Below are 23037 nucleotides of genomic sequence, written 5' to 3'. Positions count from 1 at the left end.
GTGACAATCCGTCATGTCACGTGCAAGCCCCGTCCCTGACAGACAGGACAGTCGGCGCGCGCTTTGGTCTTCATGTCGCGGGTTTCGGCATAAAGTGCATCATAAATCAGCAGCCTGTTGCGAAGGCCCGTCCCCGCATCCACCAGCAGCTTCAGCGCCTCGACCGCCATCATGGATCCCACGACACCGGGCAGCGGGCCCGCGACCCCCGCCTCGGCGCAGGTCGGCACCAGGTCAGGGGCCGGGGCTGCGGGGAACACGCAGGCAAAACAGGGCCCACCGCGCGCCGGATCGTACAGTCCCAGTTGCCCTTCCCATTGCGTCAGCGCACCTGCGATCAGCGGCACGCCCGCGGCAACACAGGTTTCGTTGACCAGGTAGCGCGTTTCGAAATTATCGCAGCCGTCCAGCACCAGATCGAAATCCGCGATCAGGTCGGCGGCGATCTCGGGCGTCAGACGGCGGTGATAGGGGCGCAGCTTGACATGCGGGTTCAGTTCCAGGATCGCCTGTTTCGCGGCCGCCACCTTGGGCGTGCCGATCCAGGCGTCGCGGTGAATGACCTGCCGTTGCAGGTTGCTGGCATCCACGTCGTCATCGTCGATCACACCGATCGTCCCGACACCACTGGCGGCCAGATACATCAGCGCAGGCGACCCAAGCCCGCCGGCCCCCACCACCAGAACGCGCGCGCCCTGGAGCGTCGCCTGCCCGGTCCCGCCGATTTCGCGCAGCATGATGTGCCGGGCATAGCGTGTTAGTTCGGTTTCGGTAAATCCCTTGCGCGGGGCCTGTGTTTCAACGGGCTGCACCCGCGCCTTGAGGCGACGCAGGATCACGGAATAGCCCTTGATTAGGATACCGGCGGCGATCAGCAGCAACCACAGGCGGGCATCCCCGCCCGTGGCCTGCCGCAGCGCATTGTCCGCAGGCAGAACGAGGTGGGTCAGGATCACCACGCCCAGCAGGACAAATGTCATGATCCAGCGCCCACGGCGCGGAGCCTTCATGACGGCACCGATCCCCCAGATCGCGCCAATCATCGCAAAAACCATGATCATCAGTCAGTCCCCGTCGATCCAAATCCGCCAGCACCGCGCGCGGTGTCTGTCAGGGAACCTAGGGCAAACTGCGCCTGAACAACCGGGGCCGCGACAAGTTGCGCCACCCGCATCCCGTGGCTGACCACAAAGGGCATATCGCCGAGGTTCACCAGCAGAACGCCAACCTCGCCCCGGTAATCGCTGTCAATGGTGCCGGGTGCGTTCACCACAGTCACACCGTGTTTCAGCGCAAGACCCGACCGTGGCCGCACCTGCACCTCGAACCCGTCGGGAATCGCCATGCGCAGACCCGTGGGGACCACCGCGCGCGCGCCGGGGGCCAGCGTCAGCGTGCCGCGATCAGCAAAGTTTGCACAAACATCCGCACCCGCCGCACCACCCGTCGCATAAAACGGCAGCGGCAGGTCACGATCCGCCCCATCGACAAAGGCAACGTTGATCCTCAAGCGCAGGTCCTACCTTCTTCTGGTCAAAAATATCCGCCCCGCCGGCGAGGCGTCCCGCAGCCTCATGCCAGCGCCTCGGCAAGTTTCTGTGCCAGACGCCGCGCGACCTGTCCCTTGTCCATGCGGGGCCAGTCCTCGGCCCCGGCCTCGGTGATCAGGGTCACGGCATTTTCCGATCCGCCCATGATCCCCGTCCCCTCGGACACATCATTGGCGACGATCCAGTCGCAGCCCTTGCGCAGGCGTTTGGCGGTGGCATTGGCCAGAACATCCTGCGTTTCGGCAGCAAAACCGACAACAAGCCGGGGGCGGTCCTGATCCAGCCCCGCGACCGTGGCAAGGATGTCGGGGTTTTCGGCAAAGGACAGTGATGGCAGGCCGTCCCTGGTTTTCTTGATTTTCTGGTCGCCGGCATTGGCGACGTGCCAATCCGCGACCGCCGCAGCAAAAACGCCCGCATCGGCCGGCAGCGCTGCCATGACGGCCGCGTGCATCTGCCGCGCGGTCTGCACGGTCACAACCTGCACACCCTGCGGGGGCGGCACATCCGCAGGACCGGTCACGAATGTCACCCTTGCACCCAGTGCCGCCAGCGCCACGGCAATCGCCGTGCCCTGCGCCCCAGAGGAACGGTTGGCAATATAGCGCACCGGGTCAATCGGCTCGTGCGTCGGACCGGAAGTCACGATCACATGCTTGCCCGCCAATGGTCCGTCCGCCAGCTGCGCCCGGATGGCGTCCATGATCGCCTCTGGTTCTGCCAGACGACCGGGGCCGTATTCGCCGCAGGCCATGTCGCCCTCATCCGGTCCCACAAAACGGACACCATCGCCGCGCAACGTGGTCAGGTTGCGTTGGGTTGCAGGGTGGTTCCACATGCGCACGTTCATCGCGGGTGCCATCAGCACGGGCGTGTCGGTCGCCAGCAAGAGCGTCGTCGCCAGATCACGCGCCAGACCGCTGGCCGCCTGCGCCATCAGATCGGCAGTCGCGGGTGCCACCACGATCAGGTCCGCCACGCGCGACAGCTGGATATGGCCCATCTCGGCCTCGTCGGTCAGATCGAACAGGTGGTCATAGACCTTTTCCCCGGCCAGCGATGCAACACTGAGGGGGGTCACAAATTCCGACGCCGCACGCGTCATTACGGGCGTAACGCTGGCCCCCGAGGCCCGCAGCAACCGGATCAGCAACAGCGACTTGTAGGCCGCGATACCGCCACCGATGATCAAGAGGATTCGTTTGCCATGCAACATGAGGTGCCCCGCCTGTGGTCGATACAGGTGTAGGCAGGCCGCGCGCGTGATGCAACGGCGGCTAGTTCGCCAGCATCAGGCAAGGGTCATCGCGCGGGATCGGTTGCGTCACATGGACCGCATCGAATGGCGCATCCCCGGGGTCGGTCTCGAACTGGCCCAGCGCCCAGACGGACAGCTCGGGTGCCAAGGTCGCCAGCAGCGCAGGCACCGCAGTGTCAATGCGGGCATGACCGTTACCTGTGATCACGACAACCGGCCCGCCGGTGTCGTCAAACGCATCACGCGTGGCCAGCGCCAAGGCCGCATCCCGCAGGCGCTGCGCCTCGACCATGCCGGGCAGCATGTCCTCTGGCAGCATCCCGCAGTGGGCATCGCGTTGATCGGCAATCAGCCCGTCATAGTCGGGTCCAAAGTTTGTCCACAGGTTGAAACCCGTGACGCCTATTCCCAGCACATCGGCTGCACTGCCTTGCATCGCGGCCATCAGGTCATCGCGGTCCACATCGGCCCCGACAATGACCGCATCCGGTGCCGCCAGAAAGATGGGGTGATACATCGCGAAATCCGGCCAGCCTTTTTCCGACCAGCGCAGGACTGCCCCCAGGGCCGCAGGATCGTCGATCTGCGTCACAGCCTGTGCATCCGCCGGACTGATCATTTCGAACACCAGCGCACTGGGCGCGATCCGTGCAATCAGTTCCGCCTGCATGGCATGATGATCGGGGTTGTCATGCAGTTCACCCAACACGAAAACGTCGGCCCGTGGCAACGGACCGACGTCAGCGACAGCAGGTGTCGCAAGGCAAATAGCCGCGATCAGGCGGATCATGCGAGGAAGTTCATCACTTCCCGGCTCTGGCTCTCGAGGTTCTTGCGCATCTTGCCAAAGGCCGCAGCCTCGAGCTGACGCACGCGTTCCTTTGACAGCCCAAGCTCTGTCCCCAGACTTTCGAGGGTGCGGGGGTCATCGCGGATCTTGCGTTCGCGCACGATGAACCGTTCGCGGTCGTTCAGATCGGACAATGCCGCCAGCAACCAGCCACGCAGACGTTCGTTGTCATGCGACAATTCCACGTTTTCCGCCGCCTGAGAACTGTCGTCCTGCAACGCGTCGATCCACTCGCGCCCTTCGTCTTCGGAGGATTGGGTCGCGTTCAACGAATAGTCGGACCCGGACAGCCGGCCTTCCATCATTTCGACATCGTGCAGCGGAACGCCCACCTCGGTCGAAATCAACTGGCGCATGACGTGCCCTTCAAGCTTGCGACCTTCGGCCGCGGCTTCGCGTTCCAGACGCGCCTGTACCCGGCGCATGTTGAAAAACAGGGATTTCTGGCTGGACGTGGACCCGGTGCGCACCATCGACCAGTTACGCATCACATAGTCCTGAATGGACGCCTTGATCCACCAGACCGCATAGGTCGAAAATCGCACACCGCGATCGGGATCAAATTTTTCGGCCGCCTTCATGAGACCTACAGAGGCCTCCTGAATGAGGTCGTTCATCGGAGCACCATAGCGTTTGAACTTGGCCGCCATCGAAATGGCCAAACGCATGTAAGCGGTGATCAGGCGGTGCAGGCTTTCCTCGCATCGCTCGTCGCGCCAGGCATAGGCCAGTCTGAGTTCTGTTTCCGCATCCAGCAATTCGGCCTTCATTGCTGTGCGTGAGAGTTTCTGATCTGAAAATCCATCAAACGCCATTGGTCATCCCCCTGAAGCTTGCTGTTTGTCATTCCGAACGGGTACAGCTTGAACTTGGGTTGAGAACGCGACGAAAGCATTAAAGTTCCATGAAAAAGTTGGCCAAAGTTACTTTCGTTCTAGGCGGTGCCAACTCTGGCAAGTCCGCCTATGCAGAGGCGCTCTTGCCCAAGACTGGAATTTCAAGGGTTTACGTTGCGACAGCCCAGGCCTTTGACGATGAGATGCGGGCGAAAATTGCAGCCCACCGCCTGCAACGCGGACCGGACTGGACCACGATAGAGGCCCCGATGGATGCCCCGCAGGTCCTGCGCAGGCAATCGCCGGACGCCGTGGTACTGCTAGACTGTGTCACGTTGTGGCTGACCAACGTGATATTGGCAGAGGCGGATGTGGACCGCGCCTGTGCCGATCTGCTGGATGCGATTGCCGCCTGCCCCTGCCCCGTCGTCGTGGTCTCCAACGAGGTGGGCATGGGCATCGTACCGGACAACGCGCTGTCGCGCAGGTTCCGTGCGGCACAGGGCCGCCTGAACCGCGACCTGGCCGCACAGGCCGATCAGGTGGTCGCCGTGATGGCAGGCCTGCCCCTGGTGCTCAAGGCGGCACCATGACGACGCTCTGGCTGGTCCGGCATGGGCCCACGCATCAAAAATCCATGACCGGTTGGCGTGATGTGCCAGCGGATCTGTCAGACCGGGCAGCGCTGGCGCGTCTTGCCGGCCACCTGCCGGCCGGGCCGGTGGTATCGTCGGATCTGATCCGCGCCGTGACCACGGCAGATGCCATCCAGGGTGACCGCCTGCGTCTGCCCCATGACCCGGCATTGCGTGAAATCGATTTTGGTGCCTGGGACGGCTTGCACCATACACAGGTCAGTGCCCGCGACCCGGTGCTGTCACGTCAGTTCTGGGAACAGCCCGGTGACCTGCGCGCACCCGACGGCGAGAGCTGGAACGACCTGACGGACAGGGTCACCGCGGCAATTGACGCGCTGATTGCGTTCCATGCCCCGCAACATCTGATCGTGGTGGCCCACATGGGCGTGATCATGTCGCAATTCACCCGCGCCGGGGGCAATGCCTATCAGGCGATGAGCCACAGCATCGACCCGCTCAGTGTCAGCAGGATAGACCGGGGCATCGACGGCTGGACGCTGGGTGCGGTCAATCACCGCCCTTGATGGCCCCTATCACGGATAACCGTTGGCGCGACGCCACATTTGCCCGCTAAAATGGATTAACATCAAGGAGATCCACCATGACCTACGACCTGTTTATCGGAGACCGTACGTTTTCCAGCTGGTCCCTGCGCGGATGGTTGATGCTTGCAGCCTTTGATTTGCCGTACCGCAGCCATATGGTGGGGCTCTATTCCGGGACGATGGCGGCCGACCTTGCTGATCTGGCTCCGGCACGCACTGTCCCGGTGTTGCGGACGCCGCAGGGCCATGTGCTGACCGATAGCATCGCCATGGCCGAAACACTGGCTGAGGCGCATCCTCAGGCCGGTCTGTACCCGGCCGATCCCGGCGCACGCGCGCTGGCCCGGTCGCTCGTGGCCGAGATGCACAGCGGATTTGCGGCCCTGCGCGGCGATTGTCCGATGATGCTGGCCCACGGCTGGCAAGGGTTCACCCCCGGACCGGACGTGCTGGCCGATCTGGCGCGCTTGGAAACACTCTGGGCGCTGGCCCGTGCGCGCCATGGAGCCGGCGGTCCCTGGCTGTTCGGGACCTATTCGCTGGCGGATGTTTTCTATGCGCCCGCGGCATTGCGCATCGCCACATACGACCTGCCGGTGTCTGACGCGGCGCAGGCCTATGTTGCCGCCCACCTGAACGATCCGCTGATCCGGCAATGGCGGGCGATGGGGCTCACGCAGAGCTACGATCCGATGCCCTATGCGATGGATCTGCCCAAACGCCCTTGGCCCGGCCCCGCGCCACTGCAGGCCCGCGCCGTCGATCAGGGCACCGCCGAAAACCGGACCTGCCCTTATTCGGGGGATCCCGTGACCCACCTCATGACCATGGACGGACGCACGTTCGGATTTTGCAACGCGTTTTGCCGCGACAAGACCGTGGCCGATCCTGCTGCATGGCCAAAATTCATGGCACTGGTCTGACCTTCTTCTGGTCAGAAATATCCCGGGGGGCCGCAGGCGGGGGCAGCGCCCCCTCCGACATCGAAATCAGCCCGGCGTTAACCAATTAACAACGATCTCGCAGTCAACTGGCACGGCAACCACCACAGGCCGCCATGACCGCCCTTGCCTATACAGTCGCCTTTGACGGCATCGACGCGCGGCTGGTGCAGGTGCAATGCGCCATCACCCCCGGACTGCCGGCCTTTGCCATCGTGGGATTGCCGGACAAGGCTGTATCAGAGGCACGCGAGCGTGTGCGGGCGGCCCTCGCAGCCCTTGCCATCGCGTTCCCAGCGCACGGATCAGCATCAACCTGTCGCCTGCCGACATCCTCAAGGAAGGGTCGCATTTCGATCTGCCCATCGCCCTGGCGGTGCTGGGGGCCATCGACATCCTGCCCAAGGATGACATCGCCGCCACCGTGGCCCTGGGCGAGCTGTCGCTGAACGGCGCATTGGTGCCAGTGACAGGCGCACTGCCTGCCGCCGTGGCCGCCGGGTCAGAGGATCGCGCGCTGATGTGTCCGCAGCCCTGCGGTGCAGAGGCCGCCTGGGTGGACAGCGTCCGCGTCCTGGCCCCTGCCACGCTGTCGCAGGCCATCGACCATTTCACCGGACGCCGCGTGCTGGACCCTGCCGAGGCTGGCGAGGTCACCCAACACAGCGGCGCGCGTTGCCTGTCCGAGGTCAAGGGCCAGGAACGTGCGAAACGCGCACTGGAAATCGCGGCGGCCGGGCGGCACCATCTGATGATGGTCGGCACGCCGGGATCAGGCAAATCCATGCTCGCTGCCCGCCTGCCCGGTCTGTTGCCGCCTCTGACGCCGGTCGAGGCGCTGGAAACCTCGATGATCCATTCCGTCGCGGGATTGCTGACCGAGGGCGGCATCAACCGCACGCGACCCTTTCGCGAACCGCATCACACCGCATCCACCCCCGCAATCGTCGGCGGCGGGCGCGGGGCCAAACCAGGCGAAATCAGCCTCGCGCACAATGGTGTGCTGTTCATGGACGAATTCCCCGAATTTCCGCGCCAGGTGCTGGAAACGCTGCGGCAACCCATCGAGACGGGCGAGGTGGTCGTTGCCCGCGCCAATGCGCACGTCCGCTATCCCTGCCGGTTCATGCTGGTGGCGGCGGCGAACCCTTGCAAATGTGGGTATCTGCCCGATCCGGCCCGCGCTTGCGGGCGCGCACCCGTCTGTGGCGACGATTACCTTGGACGCATTTCCGGGCCACTGATGGATCGTTTCGATTTGCGGGTCGAGGTGCCGCCGGTGGCCTATACCGATCTCGACTTGCCCGCGACAGGCGAAACATCACAGGTGATCGCTCAGCGCATTGCCGGTGCGCGCCGCATCCAGACGGATCGCTATGACGAAGAATCCGCGATGTGGTCCAATGCCGATGCACTGGGCGACGTGCTAGAGGCGGTTGCTACCCCTGACGATGCAGGCCGCGCGTTGCTGCGCGACGTGGCCGAACGCTTTGGCCTGTCCGCGCGGGGATATCACCGCGTGCTACGCGTCGCCCGCACGATTGCCGATCTCGAATCCAGCGATGACGTGGGCCGCGCCCATATCGCCGAGGCCGTCAGCTTTCGATTGACCCTGACCAAGGAGGTCTAGGTTCCAAACCCATTGGTCCGGTGCCTAGGTCACCTTTTTCACGAATTGCGATTTCAGGCCCATCTGGCCAAATCCGGGGACCTTGCAGTCGATATCGTGATCGCCGTCCACCAAACGGATATTGCTGACCTTTGTGCCGACCTTGACCACACCGGACCCGCCCTTGAGGCGCAGATCCTTGATCACGGTGACCGTGTCGCCATCCGCCAGCGGGTTGCCCACCGCATCGCGCACCACGTCAGCGGCGGTATCCGCGGCTGACCACGCATGGCCGCAGGCGGGACAATTCAACAAGGCATCAACCGCATATGTCATGTCGGCAGCACATTCGGGGCACGGTGGCAGGGTATCATCCACCTGCACCGCCTAGACCACCGGCGTGCCACACACAACAAAACACCCGCCACGCGGATGCGGGCGGGTATTCTTTCGATGTCCGTTTTCGCGGGTCAGGTCAGCCTTTGGCTTCCAGCGCCTCGATCCGCGCAAGAAGGGCCGCATTCTCTTCGCGCGCCTTTTGCGCCATGGCGCGGACGGCGTCGAATTCTTCGCGCGTGACGAAATCACGGTCGGCCAGCCAGCGGTCCATCATGCCCGAGATGGCGTTGTTCGCCTCGTCCTTGGCACCTTGGGCCACGCCCATCGCGTTGGTCATCAATTGGCTGATGTCGTCGAAAATCTTGCCGCGTTGTTGCATGGTATCCACCTGCGCTGAGGAATTTGTTATATCGTATATGGGCGGCGGCGCGCCTGTATTCAAGCGCGGCTGGTTGACTTCACCCGCGCCCGATTACACAGATGGCGGCATGTTGGCCGCCCTTCCCTTTCCCGATATCTCGCCCGAGGTATTTTCGATCGACCTGTTCGGGCGCAGTTTTGCCCTGCGCTGGTATGCGCTGGCCTATATCGTGGGCATCGCCATCGGCTATCAGATGATCAAGCAGGCGCTGAACCGCCCCGTGCTGTGGCGCGGTGAACCGCCGGTCGCGGCGGCGCGGCTGGAGGATTACCTGACCTATATCGTGGTGGGTGTGATCGCGGGCGGGCGTCTGGGCTACTGCCTGTTCTACCAACCGGCTTACTACCTGGCCAATCCACTGGAAATTCCCGCGATCTGGACCGGCGGCATGTCGTTTCACGGCGGATTTCTGGGGGTCGTGCTGGCAGTCTATCTGTTCAGCCGCCGCAATGGCGCGTCGTTCGGGTCGATGGCGGACGTGACCTGTCTGGCCGCGACACCCGCGATCCTGCTGGTGCGTATCGCGAATTTCGTCAACGGAGAGCTGTGGGGTCGCCCGACCGACGTGCCCTGGGCCGTCGTGTTTCCCGGGGCTGCGGCACAGGACTGTGGTGACATAATGGGGCTGTGCGCACGGCACCCCAGCCAATTGTACGAATCCGCACTCGAAGGGTTGGTGCTGGGCGCGATCCTGCTGTTTCTTGTATACCGCCGTGGCGGGTTGAAGGCACCTTGGTTCATCACGGGCGTGTTCTGCGCGGGCTATGCGCTGGCGCGGTTCATGATCGAATTCGTACGCCAGCCCGATGCGCAGTTTCAGGGCCCGGGCAACCCGCTGGGCTGGGCGCTGGATTTCGGCGCATGGGGTCTGACGATGGGCCAATTGCTTAGCCTGCCGATGATCCTGTTTGGTCTGACACTGATCTTCCTTTCGCGCCGATGACACTGGCTGATCGTCTGATGGCGCGCATCGCCACTGACGGCCCGATGACATTGGCCGACTACATGTCCACCTGCCTGCTGGACCCCATCGACGGCTATTACGCGACCCGCGACCCGTTCGGGGCGGCTGGCGATTTCATAACCGCGCCCGAGATCAGCCAGATGTTCGGAGAGCTGATCGGCCTCGCGCTGGCGCAGGCGTGGATGGATCAGGGATCGCCCAAGCGGTTTTCGCTGGCTGAACCGGGACCGGGGCGCGGCACGCTGATGGCGGATATCCTGCGCGCCACAGCACGGGTGCCGGGATTCCGCGATGCCGCAGAGGTCCATCTGATCGAGGCATCCCCGGTGCTGCGCGCGGCACAGGCGCAGCTGGTGCCCGATGCGATCTGGCTGGATCATCTGGATGCCCTGCCTGCCCAGCCCCTGTTTCTGGTCGCCAACGAATTTTTCGACGCGCTGCCGATCCGGCAGTTTCAGCGCGACGATCGTGGCTGGCGCGAACGTGTCGTGGGACTGTCGGATGGTGCACTGACGCTGGGACTGACCGAACCCGCCCCGCTGGCAATGCTGGCGGACCGCATGGACGACACCCGCGACGGCGACGTGATCGAGGTCAGCAAGCATGCGCAGGACGCAGCACGCATTATCGGTGCGCGCATCGCAGGTCATGGTGGTGCGGCACTGATCGTGGATTACGGCGGCTGGACCAGTTTCGGCGACACGTTCCAGGCGGTGCAGGCGCACCAGCCCGTCGATCCCTTTGCGACACCGGGGGCGGCGGACCTGACAGCGCATGTCGATTTCGCGGCATTGGCGCAGGCAGCACAGCCTGCGCTGCACAGCAAACTAACGCCACAAGGCGTGTTCCTCGAACGCCTCGGGATCAGCAACCGGGCGCAGGCGCTTGCCAAAGGTTTGAGCGAACCCGCACGCGAAACCCTGATTTCGGCCCATCGACGGTTGACCCACCCCGCCGAAATGGGCGACCTATTCAAGGTATTGGGCCTGTATGCCGCAGGCAGCACGCCGCCACCGGGACTGACCGCATGACACTTGCCCCGATTACCGACGATGCCCTGGCAAACTTGCGCCACGGTTTTTTCACCCGCAAGGGTGGTGCGTCCTCTGGTATCTACGCATCGCTCAATTGCGGGATCGGCAGCGCCGATCAGTCGGAAATCGTGGCGATCAACCGTGAACGGGTCGCAAGTCACATGGGGGTCGACCCGGATTGGCTGGTGGGTGTCTATCAGGTGCATTCGCCCGATGTGGTGGCCGTCACGGGGCCATTGACCACACTGCCCAAGGCCGACGGGATCGTCACGGCCACCCCCGGCGTTGCCCTGTGCACCCTGACCGCCGATTGCCAGCCCGTGCTGTTCGCCGATGCGCAGGCGCGGGTGATCGGCGCGGCCCACGCCGGCTGGAAAGGCGCGCTGTCGGGCGTCTTGGAAAACACGATCGACGCAATGGTGGCACTGGGTGCGGACCGGGCGCGGATCAGCGCCGTCATCGGACCATCCATCAGCCAGTCCGCCTATGAGGTCGGACCGGAGTTCATGGATGCCTTTTTGACCGAAGACGACGCCAACAGCCGATTCTTTGCGAATGGCGCAGGCGACAGGCTGCATTTCGATCTGCCCGCCTACGGGTTGCACCGGCTGCGCGGTGCCGGGATCGGTCATGCATCATGGACGCGGCACTGCACCTATGCGGACCCTGCGCGATTCTTCAGTTATCGCAGGTCCACCCATGCCAATGATGCAGATTACGGGCGCATGATTGCGTCCATCGTGCTGGATTAGGGCCGCTTTGCGGCGACATGCCGCCGCCGTTTTGCCACAAAACGCGAAACAATGCGCGGGCCGCGGGCCGCATTGACCCAAAATTCAGCACAAAAACACTGAAAACATCGTGTTTCGCATGCGGCAACAACGTTGCCAAAGTTCATCCGCCCCTGCCTGCACAAAAACTGAAAATCCCGATCGATTGTCCAATTGCTGCCCATTCCCGGGGTGAAACTGTTTCCAATCCCGCAGAAAAGTGCGGGCTTTTTGAAACAGAGGACCGAGATTATGAGCAAATCACGCTGGATGAAGAACACCATCGCCGAAGCCGAGAAATGCACGACCAAGATGCCCTGGGAGCGCGGATTGCGCCGTCAGGCCATGATCGCGCGCCGGCTTGAAACCGAAGGTCGCGACAAGAAGATCTCTCTGGCACCGCTTCCCGAAGGCATGTCGCTGGCAGGCTAGGCCGCGCACCGATTTCCCGACGACCGGCTGCTTCCCCTCGGCCGGTCCACTGCCCCCGTGCGGACCACCTCTGGCCGCACGGGCTTTTTCCACCACACCAGAGGGACGCACTGGCCACTCAGATGGCGGTAAAATCATCCGCCAGGGCGCGAACCACGGCGCACAGCGCGTCATGGGTGTCAGCACCCCCATCCATTGCAGAATGATACAGCGCCCGCTGGCGATCCGCGTCGGTTCCCGACCTTGCGATATCGGCAATCCGCGACGCCTCGGCCACGCTATCCAGCGCCGACACATCCTCTGAAATCAGATCCAGCAGTTCATCCATCAGCTGCGGCATCGGCACGATCCGATCGGCTGCGCTGTCGATCAGGCCAGCCGAGACACCGTATCGCTGCGCGCGCCAGCGATTTTCCTGCACCATGATCGGGTCGGATTCCCGCCAGGGCTGTCCATTGCGGGTGCGCCGACATAACGTCCGGGTCAGCGCCTGCACGACCGCCGCGATCGTCAGCGTATCCGCGAGGCGCGGGGAGACATCGCAAATTCGTGTCTCCAGCGTGGGAAATTTGCCCGACGGGCGCAGATCCCACCATATCTTGGACGAATCCTCGATCACACCAAGCCCGACCAGGCGCTGGACACGCGATTCCCAGTCCGCCCAGTCCCGCAAGCGCGGTGGCAACCCCGTCCGCGGCATGGAATCGAAAACCGCCATGCGATAGCTGGCAAGCCCGGTGTCCCTGCCCTGCCAAAACGGCGAAGACGCGGACAAGGCCAGAAGATGCGGCAAAAAATAGGACAGCTGGTTCATCAGCGCGATGCGACTGTCCTGATCGGGCAACCCCACGTGAACGTGCATGCCACCGATCAACATGCGTCGTGCGACGGCCCCCAGATCATCGTCCAGCTGTTCATAGCGCGGCTTGTCCGTGCGGCCTTGCTGTTTCCAATCACCAAAAGGATGGCAAGAGGCCGCGACAGGCCGTAGCCCATGGTCTGCGGCCAGTTCCGCAACGGTTCTGCGCAATTGCCCTAGATCGGCGCGTGCCTCGGCGATGGTGGCACAAATTCCGGTTCCGACCTCGACCTGGCAGTTCAGGAATTCGGTGCTGACCTGATTCCCCAGCGCCCCGGTCAGTGCCGCCATCAGCGAATCCGGTGCTGCAACCAGGTCAAACGTATCTGCATCGACCAGCAGATATTCCTCTTCGATCCCAATGGTGAATTCAGGCAACTGTGTCACGTCTGTGCTTTCCCTCGTGATTCCCGCCGCGTGCAGACCTTTGATTCGGCCAAATATGGCAAAATTCCCCGTCATTCCCTAAACAATCACCGCCAAGACGGAGAACTATCGCCGGTCACAACTCAATCCTGCGAATAGTTTGACGAAATGCGGCGGATGACGCCTTAATCAACCCAACAGCAACGATCTCCTCAGATGTTGTCGGTGGGGCCGACAGATGATGTGACAAGCCAGATGGTGCGACACATGTTAAATCAGTCCCTCCCGCGGTCCGCGTCTTATGCGCCGCAACGAAATACGACCCCGGTTTCCTCAGACCGGACAGCTGGTCTGGATGGACAATCTCGACGCGTGAAGCCTCTCATGCGTCGCTACGAGATTGTCCATCTGACTCCCTCTTCTGACATTGATGATGTGACCCGGATTGCCCCGGCAATACCTCTTTTTGAAAATTGCTTTGCCGCGATTGGACGCGGCGCGATCGTTACCACGGACACCGGCCCCTGCGCGGTCGAGGACCTGTGGCCCGGCGACCGTGTGATGACGACCAGTCACGGTATGGTTCAGCTCTTGTGGAAAGGCTGCATGCAGATCGTACCGGGGGCGCAGAACGCAAATCCCGAGATGGGAACGATGACGCGATTGACGCAGGACGCACTGGGCTACCGCAAACCGAATGCGGACCTCGTGCTTGGCCCGGCCGCACGCATTGCCCACCGTCACAACATGAGCAAGCGTCTGTCCGGCGACGAGGTATCGTTCATCCCCGCGCGTGATTTCATCGACCAGTCCGCGATCGTCGAACTGCATCCGGCCACGGCGGTCGACGTCTATCAGCTGGGCTTTCGCGAACATGCCAGCATCCTCATCGGCGGCGGTCTGGAGGTTGAATCGCTGCACCCCGGCCTGCCGCACCTGCTCAAGCTGCGCAATGACGGCCGCGAGCTGTTGATGTCGATGTTTCCGCACATGCAGCAGCTGGGTGATTTCGGCCCGTTACTGCATCCACGCCTGCATCTGCGCGATCTGGACCTGTCATCCATTGCATGAGGCCTATGTCACAGGACATGTCGTCTGGCGGATAGGCATACGCTTATGACGGGTAGTATCAGGCGTCTTTTGCCAGTCGCGCCTCGAGCACATCGAACGGTACGCCCGGCTCATCCTTGGCACCACGGATCACGAGGGACGTCTTGACGCTTGCCACGTTGGGCGCGCTGGTCAATTCCTCGGTCAGGAAACGCTGAAAGGTCCGCAGGTCGGGGGCCACGCATTTCAGGATAAAATCGACCTCGCCATTTAGCATATGACATTCGCGTACCAGCGGCCAATGTTCGCAACGCCCCTCGAATGCCGACAGATCGGCCTCGGCCTGACTGACCAGACCGACCATGGCAAAAACCTGAACCTCGAACCCCAGTTCGCGCGGATCGACATCGGCGTGATAGCCGAGAATATAGCCCTGCTCCTCCAGTGTGCGGACACGGCGCAGGCAGGGCGGCGCGCTGATGCCGACCCGTTTTGCCAATTCCACATTGGTCATCCGGCCATCGGCCTGGAGTTCTGCAAGAATCATCCGGTCGATTTCGTCCAGCTTTGCACCCGGCATTTTGGGGGGTCTCTCCTTGTTGTTGCTTTGATTACTACGACCAAAGGCAAACCTGCGCAACAAAGTTTCATTGACGCGCAACTTTCAGAAACGCAGTTGACCTTTCGCTGCCAGCCCGGCCCGACTATATGGGGAACAACACCGACAGGAGGTCCCATGTCCACACCCCAGCACACCCGTGTCCTGATCGTAGGCTCTGGCCCGGCAGGCTATACCGCAGGCGTCTATGCATCCCGCGCGATGCTGGAACCCATGCTGATCCAGGGGATCGAACCGGGCGGTCAGCTGACCACCACCACCGAGGTCGAAAACTGGCCCGGCGATACCGAAGTGCAGGGCCCCGACCTGATGGTCCGGATGGAGGCCCACGCCCGCGCGATGGGCTGCAACATCGTGCATGACATCGTCACGGATCTGGACCTGTCCAAACGTCCCTTTACCGCGACCTGCGACAGCGGGTCGGTTGTGACGGCTGACGCGGTGATTTTGGCCACCGGTGCCCGCGCAAAATGGCTGGGCCTGCCATCCGAGGATAAATTCAAGGGTTTTGGCGTCAGCGCCTGCGCGACCTGCGACGGGTTTTTCTACCGTGGTCAGGAAATCATCGTGGTCGGCGGCGGCAATACGGCCGTCGAAGAGGCGCTGTTCCTGACGAATTTCGCATCCAAGGTGACGCTGGTGCACCGCCGCGACGAATTGCGCGCGGAAAAAATCCTGCAAAACCGTTTGCTGAAAAACCCCAAGATCGAAACCCTGTGGTTCCACGAGATCGACGAGATCGTCGGCACGGAAAACCCCAAGGGGGTCGAGGCGGTGCGCCTGAAACACGTCGAAACCGGCGAGATCACGGAAATCGCAGCCAAGGGCGTGTTCATCGCCATCGGTCACGCGCCGGCGTCCGAACTGGTCAAGGACAAGCTGGAAACCCACAATGGCGGCTATGTGGTGGTCGAACCCGGCACGACACGCACGGCGATCCCCGGCGTTTTCGCCGCTGGTGACCTGACCGATCATGTCTATCGTCAGGCCGTGACCAGCGCCGGGATGGGCTGCATGGCGGCACTGGATGCGGAACGGTTCCTGGCCGAACAGGAAGACAGTGATGTCGAGGCCGACACGACATTGCCGCTGGGCTACGGCGCGCCTGTGAACGCAGCCGAGTAAAAGGCGCAGGCCAATTTGATGCAAATTCGGGGCCGGGCTGCGCATTGCAGACCGGCCCCGTTTTTTCTGTGGCGCCGCGCAATGGCGCGCAGGGCGGCGCATTGGCCATGCACCTGCCCTGTTTTCAGCGCAAATCCGCGATTTTCAGCCTTGGACACATGTTTGTTCTTTTGTGAACGCAATTTTCCTGTATGCGTTCACGCGTGAACAAAGATTGAGTCGTGATCGTGGCCGTCCAGACCATAGCACCCATATCTGACGAAGAGGTCGCCCTGTTTCGGCTGCTGCGTCAAGTCAACGTTGCGCCCGAGGCGTCGCAACGTGCGACGGCTGTGGCGCTTGGGGTGTCGCTTGGACGTCTGAACGCATTGCTCAAGTCGGCGGTTGCCGCCGGATTCATCCAGATCAGCGACCGTGCCAGCGCCGACCGGCGACAGCGGTTTTCCTATGTGCTGACCCATCGCGGGGCAGCCGAAATGGTGCGGTTGAGGGATCAGTTCCTTGCCCGAAAATTCGCTGAATACGACGCCCTTCATGCCGAACTGACCGGAACGACCAGCGGCTACATTCCAACCACCCACAGGACCCAAATGATGCAAAACAACCTTGCCCCTATCCCAGAGCTATATGTGTCGTTCGAGAGCGCACAAAAGATGAAGCATGAGGCCGGGAATCTGACCAGCCACGACCTGACGCCACGCCAGATCTGCGATCTGGAACTGCTGATGAACGGTGGCTTCAACCCGCTCAAGGGGTTCCTGTCCGAGGCAGATTACAACGGTGTCGTGGAAAATATGCGCACCGCAGACGGCCACCTGTGGCCCATTCCGATCACGCTGGACGTGACTGACGCCTTTGCCGACACGATCGAACTGGGTCAAGACATCGCGCTGCGCGACCAGGAGGGCGTGATCCTTGCGACCATGACGGTTACGGACAAATGGGTGCCGAACAAGGCCCGCGAGGCCGAGATGGTCTTTGGTGCCGACGATTCCGCGCACCCCGCCGTCAACTATCTGCACAACACCGCAGGCAACGTCTATCTGGGCGGCCCGGTGACCGGCATCCAGCAGCCGGTGCACTATGATTTCCGCGCCCGCCGCGACACGCCCAACGAATTGCGCGCCTATTTCCGCAAGCTGGGCTGGCGCAAGGTCGTGGCGTTCCAGACCCGCAACCCGCTGCACCGCGCGCATCAGGAACTGACCTTCCGCGCCGCCAAGGAGGCACAGGCCAACCTGCTGATCCACCCCGTCGTGGGCCTGACCAAGCCGGGCGACGTCGATCACTTTACCCGCGTGCGCTGCTACGAGGCGGTTCTGGACCAGTATCAGCCGTCAACGACCACCATGTCCCTGCTGAACCTCGCCATGCGCATGGCCGGTCCGCGCGAGGCCGTCTGGCACGGGCTGATCCGCAAGAACCACGGCTGCACCCATTTCATCGTCGGCCGCGACCACGCAGGCCCCGGCAAGAACTCTGCCGGTGACGATTTCTACGGCCCCTACGATGCGCAGGACCTGTTCCGCGAGCATCAAGAGGAAATGGGCATCGAAATGGTCGATTTCAAACACATGGTTTATGTGCAGGAACGCGCCCAATACGAGCCCGCAGACGAGATCGAGGACCGCGACAACGTCACGATCCTGAACATTTCCGGAACCGAATTGCGCCGCCGCCTGCAAGAGGGCCTGGAAATCCCGGAATGGTTCAGCTTTCCGCAGGTCGTTGAAGAGCTGCGCCGCACGAAACCAGCGCGGTCCAAGCAAGGGTTCACCGTGTTCTTCACCGGCTTCTCGGGGTCCGGCAAATCCACCATCGCCAACGCGCTGATGGTCAAGCTGATGGAAATGGGTGGCCGCCCGGTCACGTTGCTGGACGGTGACATCGTGCGCAAGAACCTGTCGTCGGAACTTGGCTTTTCCAAGGAACACCGCGACCTGAACATCCGCCGGATCGGCTATGTCGCGTCCGAGATCACCAAGAACGGCGGCATCGCCATCTGTGCGCCGATTGCGCCCTATGCCACGACCCGCCGCGCGGTGCGTGAAGAGATCGAGGATTTCGGCGCATTCATCGAAGTGCACGTCGCAACCTCGATCGAGGAATGCGAGCGCCGCGACCGCAAGGGCCTGTACAAGCTGGCACGCGAAGGCAAGATCAAGGAATTCACCGGAATTTCAGACCCCTATGACGTTCCGAAGGACCCCGAACTGCGGCTGGATACCGAAGGACAGGATGTCGACAACTGCGCGCATCAGGTCATTCTGAAGCTGGAATCCATGGGCCTGATCAGCGGCTAGATCCAACGCGAACATGCAAAACAAAAGGCCGGGCATCAGCCCGGCCTTTTTTCTGTGGTCGGCCACAAACTGCGACCTCTTGCCACGTCCTCTCCATGATTTTGCCCAGATCGGCTGCGATCACGATCAAAACAAAACTGCTCTCAAGAGAGGAAAAAGGGAATGCGTATCCTGGCGGTGGACGACGACCCTATCATTCTTGACTTTCTTTGCGATCCTGACGTTCTGGGCGGCACACACGTGATCACGCCCGTTAGCTGCGCGGCGGACGCACTGCGGGCCATCGCCGAGGCAGACACGCCTTTTGATGCGCTGCTGATCGATATCTACCTGCCCGGCCAGAACGGGATGGCGCTGTGTGGCGCCGTGCGCAAACTGAATGACTACGATCAGACACCGATCGTGATCATGACAGCCAGCAACGATGTCGATCTGATCCAAGAGGCATTTTCTGCCGGTGCGACCGATTTTGTCAGGAAACCTTTTGACGGTCTCGAACTGCTGACACGTGTGCTGGTTGCCGAAACACTGGCTGACGCGGTTCAAAAAAGGCGTGAGGCACAGATCCGGGTAAACAGCCTGTCCGTGCTGTTGACGGACGCGTTTTCCCTGCTGCCGCCGCAGTCCGCACAGACCGGATTGTTGCGCTATATGGAGCTTGAAAACCGATTGCTGACCGCTCCGCAGGGCTGTCATGCGTTGCACCTGTTCCACATCATGGTCCCTCATGCCGAGCGCACCCCCAAGCCACAAGAGGCCGAGGCCTTTGCCGCTGACCTGCGCGCGGTCGCCAGTGCCGCGCTGTCATCAGGCAACCACAAGATGGACCTGGCCTATGCGGGTCATGGTCTGTTCGTCGGTGTGACCTACGGCCGCCGCAGCGAATCCATGAGCGCACTACAGATCAACATCGTGAAATCGCTGATCGAAGCCGGGCAGGACCGGATTGCCGACGGCATCACATGCGGCAGCATTTCAGGGACACGCGTCTGGACCAGCAGAACCGCGGTGGCCGCGGTTCGGCATTTCGTGAATGTTCATGCGGATTGCAGTGGATCCGGCGACGTTATGGACGACGAACTGTTCGAAGTCGCCTGACGCCGCTGCATGGGCGAACCGGACTGGTTCGCCCCGTCGGCTATTGCAGTGTCACCAACTGCATGTCGTGTTCGGCGGCCAGATGTGTTGCGATGCCTTCACTGGCAACAAGTGCGACCTGTTCGCCCTTGGTGTTGTGCACGGCGAAGAGCGTATCCAGATCGCCCGCCTGCTGGCGGACATCATCGGGCAGATCGTCAACCTGTACCTGCTTGAGATAGACGATGTTCTGGCCCAGATCGGCGAAGTCTTTTTTCGTAAACATGATTTAACCTTTCGAGATCTGTATTGTCTGGATAACGCGGTCAGGCTGCTTTCGGTTCAGATCGATGTGCAACAAGCCGTTTTCCATCGTGGCAGCACCGACTTCGACACCGTCGGCCAACACGAATGCCCGTTGAAACTGCCGCCCGGCGATACCGCGATGCAAAAACACGCGTTCGCCCATATCCTCGGTCATTCGGCCACGGATCAACAGGGTCGCGTCCTCGACCGTGATGCTCAGGTCGTCCTCCGCAAAGCCCGCGACGGCGAGCGTGATCCGGTAGGATGTGTCAGAGGTCTGTTCGATATTGTAGGGTGGATAACCTTCGTTGCCGGATTTGGCGGTGCGTTCCACCAGCCGTTCCAGCCCCTCGAACCCCAGCAGGAACGGATGCGTTCCCAAAGCCAATTTCGTCATTGCGATCAGTCCTTATATGCAAGCGACATCAATCGTGCGGTCCCGTTGCGGCAACCGTCCTTATAAAAATATGGGTGCAGCGCGCCCCCCGCGCAAGACCCTATGCCTGTGGGTCAGTTCGCGCTAAAAGGACGTTCAGACAGACAGGCAACCGCGCATGAACACCTCATCCCGACTTTCAGAGACCGAAGTGCAGCGCATCGAATTGGGCGTGCTGCGGCAGGAACACCATGATCTCGACCTTGCGATTTCCGCGTTGCAGATGACACACCCCGGCGACGTGCTGACCATCAAGCGGCTGAAACGCAAGAAACTGATGCTCAAGGATAGGATCGCGCGGATCGAGGACCAGCTGAACCCCGACATCATCGCCTAAAGGCGCATTGCGCCCCTGCGGCTGCTGACTATAGTGCCGCTTCGTTCAATTACCGGGGTGTCCCGCCATGACCCAACCACCTGTCGGCATCATCATGGGTAGCCAGTCCGACTGGCCCACGATGAAAGAGGCCGCGCTGATCCTCGACACCCTTGGCATCGCCTATGAAACCCGGATCGTGTCGGCGCATCGCACGCCGGACCGTTTGTGGGACTATGGCAAGGGTGCTGTGGATCGCGGGTTGCAGGTCATTATCGCAGGGGCCGGGGGTGCGGCCCATCTGCCCGGCATGATGGCGTCGAAAACGCGCGTGCCGGTGATCGGCGTGCCGGTCCAGACCAAGGCGCTGTCGGGCGTGGACAGCCTGTATTCGATCCTGCAAATGCCGCGCGGATTTCCTGTCGCAACCATGGCGATCGGGGCTGCTGGCGCACAGAATGCCGGCCTGATGGCGGCCGGAATCCTCGCCCTGCAGGACGCCGATCTGGCCGCCCGTCTGGACCAGTGGCGCAGCGATCTGTCCGCATCCATTCCAGAGGTCCCGACCGATGACTGAACCGCTGCGCACAGGCGCGACCATCGGCATTCTGGGCGGCGGCCAGTTGGGCCGGATGCTGTCAGTGGCCGCCAGCCGGTTGGGCTTCAAGACCTGCGTGTTCGAGCCGGGTTCCGATTGTCCGGCAAGCCATGTGGCGAATTTCCATCTCAAGGCCGATTACGACGATCATGCGGCACTCGAACGCTTTGCCCGGTCGGTCGATGTGATCACCTATGAATTCGAAAACATCCCCACTGCCGCGTTGGATGTGCTGGAGGCGATCACGCCGATCCATCCCAACCGCCGCGCGCTTGCGACCTCGCAGGATCGTTTGACGGAAAAGGAATTTCTGATCGGCCTCGGCCTGTCGGTCGCCCCCTTCGCCGATGTGACAGATGCGGACAGCCTGCGCGCCGCGCTGAACAGTATCGGCACACCGTCGATCCTGAAAACCCGGCGCATGGGATATGACGGCAAGGGACAGGCCCGGATCAAATCGCCGGACGATGCAGACGCCGCCTTGGCCGCAATGAACGGTGCGCCTGCCGTGCTGGAAGGTTTCGTCGATTTTCAACGCGAGGTGTCGGTGATTGCCGCCCGCGCGCAGGACGGGTCCGTCGCCTGCTATGACCCCGGCGAAAACGTGCACCGCGACGGTATTTTGCACACCACGACAGTGCCTGCATCACTCTCGCCCAGTCAGCGCACCGACGCCGTGCTGATTGCAGCACGCGTGTTGAACGCGCTGGACTATGTGGGCGTTCTGGGGGTCGAGCTGTTCGTGACACGCAATGCGTTGATCGTGAATGAAATCGCACCGCGCGTGCATAATTCGGGCCACTGGACGCAAAATGGTTGCGCCATTGACCAGTTCGAACAGCACATCCGCGCGGTGGCGGGCTGGCCGCTGGGCGACGGAAGCCGCCACAGCAATGTCACCATGGAAAACCTGACCGGCGACGACATGGACCGTGTTCCTCAGATCGCAAAAACTGACGCAAGCTTGCACCTATATGGCAAGGCCGAGGTCAAACCGGGTCGCAAGATGGGTCATGTGAACACGGTCACGGGTGCGGCGACCTAGTCCCGCGCCTATTCGTCGCCCAAGATAACGCCGGTCAGGCTGAGGCCACGATCGAATGTGCCCGTCGTCAGAAACGACAGCACCTGCGCCATGACCAGCGGGTTGTTCATCATGAAGGTATGGGTCACCGGCAGGGTGATGTGGTCGTTCATGCCGTCCAGCATCGTGGATTCCACGCTGACCTTGCCGTCGTCTGGCCCGTCGATCACGTTGGAATAGATCGGGTTCAGGCTGCGTGAACCGGCGATCACACCCAGATCATAGTCGGCAGCACCCGACAGGCGATTGGGCAGGCTCGTCGCCTCGGTGCCCAGTTGCTCACCGGCGGGACCGTTGATCCATTCGAACGGTTCCCAATCACCGAACACATCGACCAGTGCAGATCCGTTGTTCGGCGGTGCCAGCATCACCACGCGGCCAAAAATGGCGGGGCGGTTATTTTCCAGCCATGCCCGCACAAGAATGCCACCCATCGAGTGGGTCACGAAATTCACCCGACGGTCACCGCATTGCGCCACGTCCTGACCGACGTTTTCCGCGACCAGCTGCTGGATCGTCTCTTCGGTCGAGGGATAGCCACGGTTGACGACGAAATAGCCCCTGTTTTCGAGGTAGATCTGCATCGGCGTCAGCGATGTTTCAGACCGGGCCAGACCGTGCAGCAGCACGACGCAATCCTTGTCCGGATCAGCCATCAGGGGACCTCCGCCGCCGCATGCGGCGAGAAATAGTGTCAGTGTCAGGGCGATG

General features: G+C 62.0%; 26 protein-coding genes and 1 pseudogene. 15 read left to right on the top strand and 12 right to left on the bottom strand.

The features are described 5' to 3' along the window. Positions 1–11 precede the first annotated feature (11 nt). From LGQ03_RS14205 to LGQ03_RS14185, 5 genes are all read right to left on the bottom strand, one after another. Positions 12–1061, bottom strand: a complete 1050-nt coding sequence (locus tag LGQ03_RS14205; protein WP_226748922.1) for a HesA/MoeB/ThiF family protein — start codon at positions 1059–1061, stop codon at positions 12–14. Continuing rightward, positions 1061–1510 (bottom strand): dUTP diphosphatase, encoded by a 450-nt coding sequence (dut, locus tag LGQ03_RS14200; RefSeq protein WP_404807665.1) that lies wholly within the window; start codon positions 1508–1510, stop codon positions 1061–1063. Before dut ends, LGQ03_RS14205 begins: the two co-directional genes overlap by 1 nt. 62 nt (positions 1511–1572) lie before the next feature. Beyond that, complete coding sequence (coaBC, locus tag LGQ03_RS14195) at positions 1573–2766, bottom strand: bifunctional phosphopantothenoylcysteine decarboxylase/phosphopantothenate--cysteine ligase CoaBC (protein ID WP_226748921.1); 1194 nt, start codon at positions 2764–2766, stop codon at positions 1573–1575. A gap of 61 nt (positions 2767–2827) precedes the next feature. Further along, positions 2828–3598: a ChaN family lipoprotein gene (locus LGQ03_RS14190; protein WP_226748920.1), complete on the bottom strand. Its 771-nt coding sequence runs from the start codon at positions 3596–3598 to the stop codon at positions 2828–2830. Continuing rightward, positions 3595–4473, bottom strand: coding sequence for an RNA polymerase factor sigma-32 (locus tag LGQ03_RS14185; RefSeq protein ID WP_056032555.1), 879 nt, complete (start codon positions 4471–4473; stop codon positions 3595–3597). The genes LGQ03_RS14190 and LGQ03_RS14185 overlap by 4 nt, the downstream gene beginning before the upstream one ends. A gap of 89 nt (positions 4474–4562) precedes the next feature. On the opposite strand from LGQ03_RS14185, the gene cobU reads away from it, so the two are divergent. The 4 genes and pseudogenes from cobU (at position 4563) to LGQ03_RS14165 (ending at position 8248) form a co-directional block, all read left to right on the top strand. Then, a complete protein-coding gene (cobU, locus tag LGQ03_RS14180) occupies positions 4563–5087 on the top strand; it encodes a bifunctional adenosylcobinamide kinase/adenosylcobinamide-phosphate guanylyltransferase (RefSeq protein ID WP_226748919.1) in 525 nt (174 codons plus the stop codon). Next, the gene (locus tag LGQ03_RS14175; RefSeq protein WP_226748918.1) at positions 5084–5656 is read left to right on the top strand and encodes a histidine phosphatase family protein; all 573 of its coding nucleotides are present in this window, start codon (positions 5084–5086) and stop codon (positions 5654–5656) included. The genes cobU and LGQ03_RS14175 overlap by 4 nt, the downstream gene beginning before the upstream one ends. A 77-nt stretch (positions 5657–5733) precedes the next feature. Continuing rightward, positions 5734–6600, top strand: coding sequence for a glutathione S-transferase (locus LGQ03_RS14170; protein ID WP_226748917.1), 867 nt, complete (start codon positions 5734–5736; stop codon positions 6598–6600). A gap of 134 nt (positions 6601–6734) precedes the next feature. After that, positions 6735–8248, top strand: a pseudogene (locus LGQ03_RS14165) (YifB family Mg chelatase-like AAA ATPase). Positions 8249–8272: 24 nt separating this feature from the next. Here the strand turns inward: LGQ03_RS14165 and LGQ03_RS14160 are convergent. Next, complete coding sequence (locus LGQ03_RS14160; protein ID WP_090158478.1) at positions 8273–8605, bottom strand: zinc ribbon domain-containing protein YjdM; 333 nt, start codon at positions 8603–8605, stop codon at positions 8273–8275. 97 nt (positions 8606–8702) lie between these two features. Beyond that, a complete protein-coding gene (locus tag LGQ03_RS14155; protein ID WP_056032536.1) occupies positions 8703–8945 on the bottom strand; it encodes an accessory factor UbiK family protein in 243 nt (80 codons plus the stop codon). A gap of 109 nt (positions 8946–9054) precedes the next feature. On the opposite strand from LGQ03_RS14155, the gene lgt reads away from it, so the two are divergent. The 4 genes from lgt (at position 9055) to LGQ03_RS14135 (ending at position 12187) form a co-directional block, all read left to right on the top strand. After that, positions 9055–9930 carry a prolipoprotein diacylglyceryl transferase gene (lgt, locus tag LGQ03_RS14150; protein WP_226748916.1) on the top strand — a complete coding sequence of 292 codons (876 nt, stop codon included), beginning with the start codon at positions 9055–9057 and terminating at the stop codon, positions 9928–9930. Further along, positions 9927–10982 carry a class I SAM-dependent methyltransferase gene (locus tag LGQ03_RS14145; protein WP_226748915.1) on the top strand — a complete coding sequence of 352 codons (1056 nt, stop codon included), beginning with the start codon at positions 9927–9929 and terminating at the stop codon, positions 10980–10982. The genes lgt and LGQ03_RS14145 overlap by 4 nt, the downstream gene beginning before the upstream one ends. Beyond that, positions 10979–11737, top strand: a complete 759-nt coding sequence (gene pgeF, locus LGQ03_RS14140; protein ID WP_226748914.1) for a peptidoglycan editing factor PgeF — start codon at positions 10979–10981, stop codon at positions 11735–11737. The genes LGQ03_RS14145 and pgeF overlap by 4 nt, the downstream gene beginning before the upstream one ends. 270 nt (positions 11738–12007) lie before the next feature. Continuing rightward, positions 12008–12187 (top strand): hypothetical protein, encoded by a 180-nt coding sequence (locus tag LGQ03_RS14135; protein WP_090158474.1) that lies wholly within the window; start codon positions 12008–12010, stop codon positions 12185–12187. A gap of 118 nt (positions 12188–12305) precedes the next feature. Here the strand turns inward: LGQ03_RS14135 and LGQ03_RS14130 are convergent, their stop codons facing one another. Next, positions 12306–13433, bottom strand: a complete 1128-nt coding sequence (locus tag LGQ03_RS14130; RefSeq protein ID WP_226748913.1) for a carboxylate-amine ligase — start codon at positions 13431–13433, stop codon at positions 12306–12308. Positions 13434–13796: 363 nt separating this feature from the next. Here LGQ03_RS14130 and LGQ03_RS14125 point away from each other — a divergent pair, with 363 nt between their 5' ends. After that, positions 13797–14483, top strand: coding sequence for a Hint domain-containing protein (locus LGQ03_RS14125; protein ID WP_226748912.1), 687 nt, complete (start codon positions 13797–13799; stop codon positions 14481–14483). 58 nt (positions 14484–14541) lie between these two features. On the opposite strand, the gene LGQ03_RS14120 is transcribed toward LGQ03_RS14125, so the two are convergent. Beyond that, complete coding sequence (locus LGQ03_RS14120; protein ID WP_226748911.1) at positions 14542–15042, bottom strand: Lrp/AsnC family transcriptional regulator; 501 nt, start codon at positions 15040–15042, stop codon at positions 14542–14544. A gap of 156 nt (positions 15043–15198) precedes the next feature. On the opposite strand from LGQ03_RS14120, the gene trxB reads away from it, so the two are divergent. The 3 genes from trxB to LGQ03_RS14105 all read left to right on the top strand — a co-directional run bounded on the left by trxB (position 15199) and on the right by LGQ03_RS14105 (position 19607). Next, positions 15199–16206 carry a thioredoxin-disulfide reductase gene (gene trxB / locus LGQ03_RS14115; RefSeq protein WP_226748910.1) on the top strand — a complete coding sequence of 336 codons (1008 nt, stop codon included), beginning with the start codon at positions 15199–15201 and terminating at the stop codon, positions 16204–16206. Between the two features lie 227 nt (positions 16207–16433). After that, positions 16434–18509 carry a bifunctional sulfate adenylyltransferase/adenylylsulfate kinase gene (locus LGQ03_RS14110; protein ID WP_226748942.1) on the top strand — a complete coding sequence of 692 codons (2076 nt, stop codon included), beginning with the start codon at positions 16434–16436 and terminating at the stop codon, positions 18507–18509. A gap of 162 nt (positions 18510–18671) precedes the next feature. After that, positions 18672–19607 carry a response regulator gene (locus tag LGQ03_RS14105; RefSeq protein ID WP_226748909.1) on the top strand — a complete coding sequence of 312 codons (936 nt, stop codon included), beginning with the start codon at positions 18672–18674 and terminating at the stop codon, positions 19605–19607. A gap of 40 nt (positions 19608–19647) precedes the next feature. Here the strand turns inward: LGQ03_RS14105 and LGQ03_RS14100 are convergent, their stop codons facing one another. Beyond that, the gene (locus tag LGQ03_RS14100) at positions 19648–19872 is read right to left on the bottom strand and encodes a DUF1150 family protein (protein WP_056032509.1); all 225 of its coding nucleotides are present in this window, start codon (positions 19870–19872) and stop codon (positions 19648–19650) included. Between the two features lie 3 nt (positions 19873–19875). Continuing rightward, positions 19876–20289 (bottom strand): Hsp20 family protein, encoded by a 414-nt coding sequence (locus LGQ03_RS14095; RefSeq protein WP_226748908.1) that lies wholly within the window; start codon positions 20287–20289, stop codon positions 19876–19878. A 157-nt stretch (positions 20290–20446) separates the two neighbouring features. On the opposite strand from LGQ03_RS14095, the gene LGQ03_RS14090 reads away from it, so the two are divergent. From LGQ03_RS14090 to LGQ03_RS14080, 3 genes are all read left to right on the top strand, one after another. Beyond that, complete coding sequence (locus LGQ03_RS14090) at positions 20447–20665, top strand: YdcH family protein (protein WP_090158468.1); 219 nt, start codon at positions 20447–20449, stop codon at positions 20663–20665. A gap of 67 nt (positions 20666–20732) precedes the next feature. Then, the gene (gene purE, locus LGQ03_RS14085) at positions 20733–21221 is read left to right on the top strand and encodes a 5-(carboxyamino)imidazole ribonucleotide mutase (RefSeq protein WP_090158467.1); all 489 of its coding nucleotides are present in this window, start codon (positions 20733–20735) and stop codon (positions 21219–21221) included. After that, positions 21214–22287, top strand: coding sequence for a 5-(carboxyamino)imidazole ribonucleotide synthase (locus tag LGQ03_RS14080; RefSeq protein ID WP_226748907.1), 1074 nt, complete (start codon positions 21214–21216; stop codon positions 22285–22287). Before purE ends, LGQ03_RS14080 begins: the two co-directional genes overlap by 8 nt. 8 nt (positions 22288–22295) lie before the next feature. Here LGQ03_RS14080 and LGQ03_RS14075 read toward each other — a convergent pair whose 3' ends face one another. Beyond that, complete coding sequence (locus tag LGQ03_RS14075) at positions 22296–22982, bottom strand: esterase/lipase family protein (RefSeq protein WP_226748906.1); 687 nt, start codon at positions 22980–22982, stop codon at positions 22296–22298. Positions 22983–23037 lie beyond the last annotated feature (55 nt).

This window comes from Loktanella gaetbuli, assembly GCF_020531945.1.
Taxonomy (GTDB): Bacteria; Pseudomonadota; Alphaproteobacteria; order Rhodobacterales; family Rhodobacteraceae; genus Loktanella; species Loktanella gaetbuli.
The sequence above is the reverse complement of the archived record's forward strand: the minus strand, read 5'-3'. Positions and strand labels throughout refer to the sequence as shown.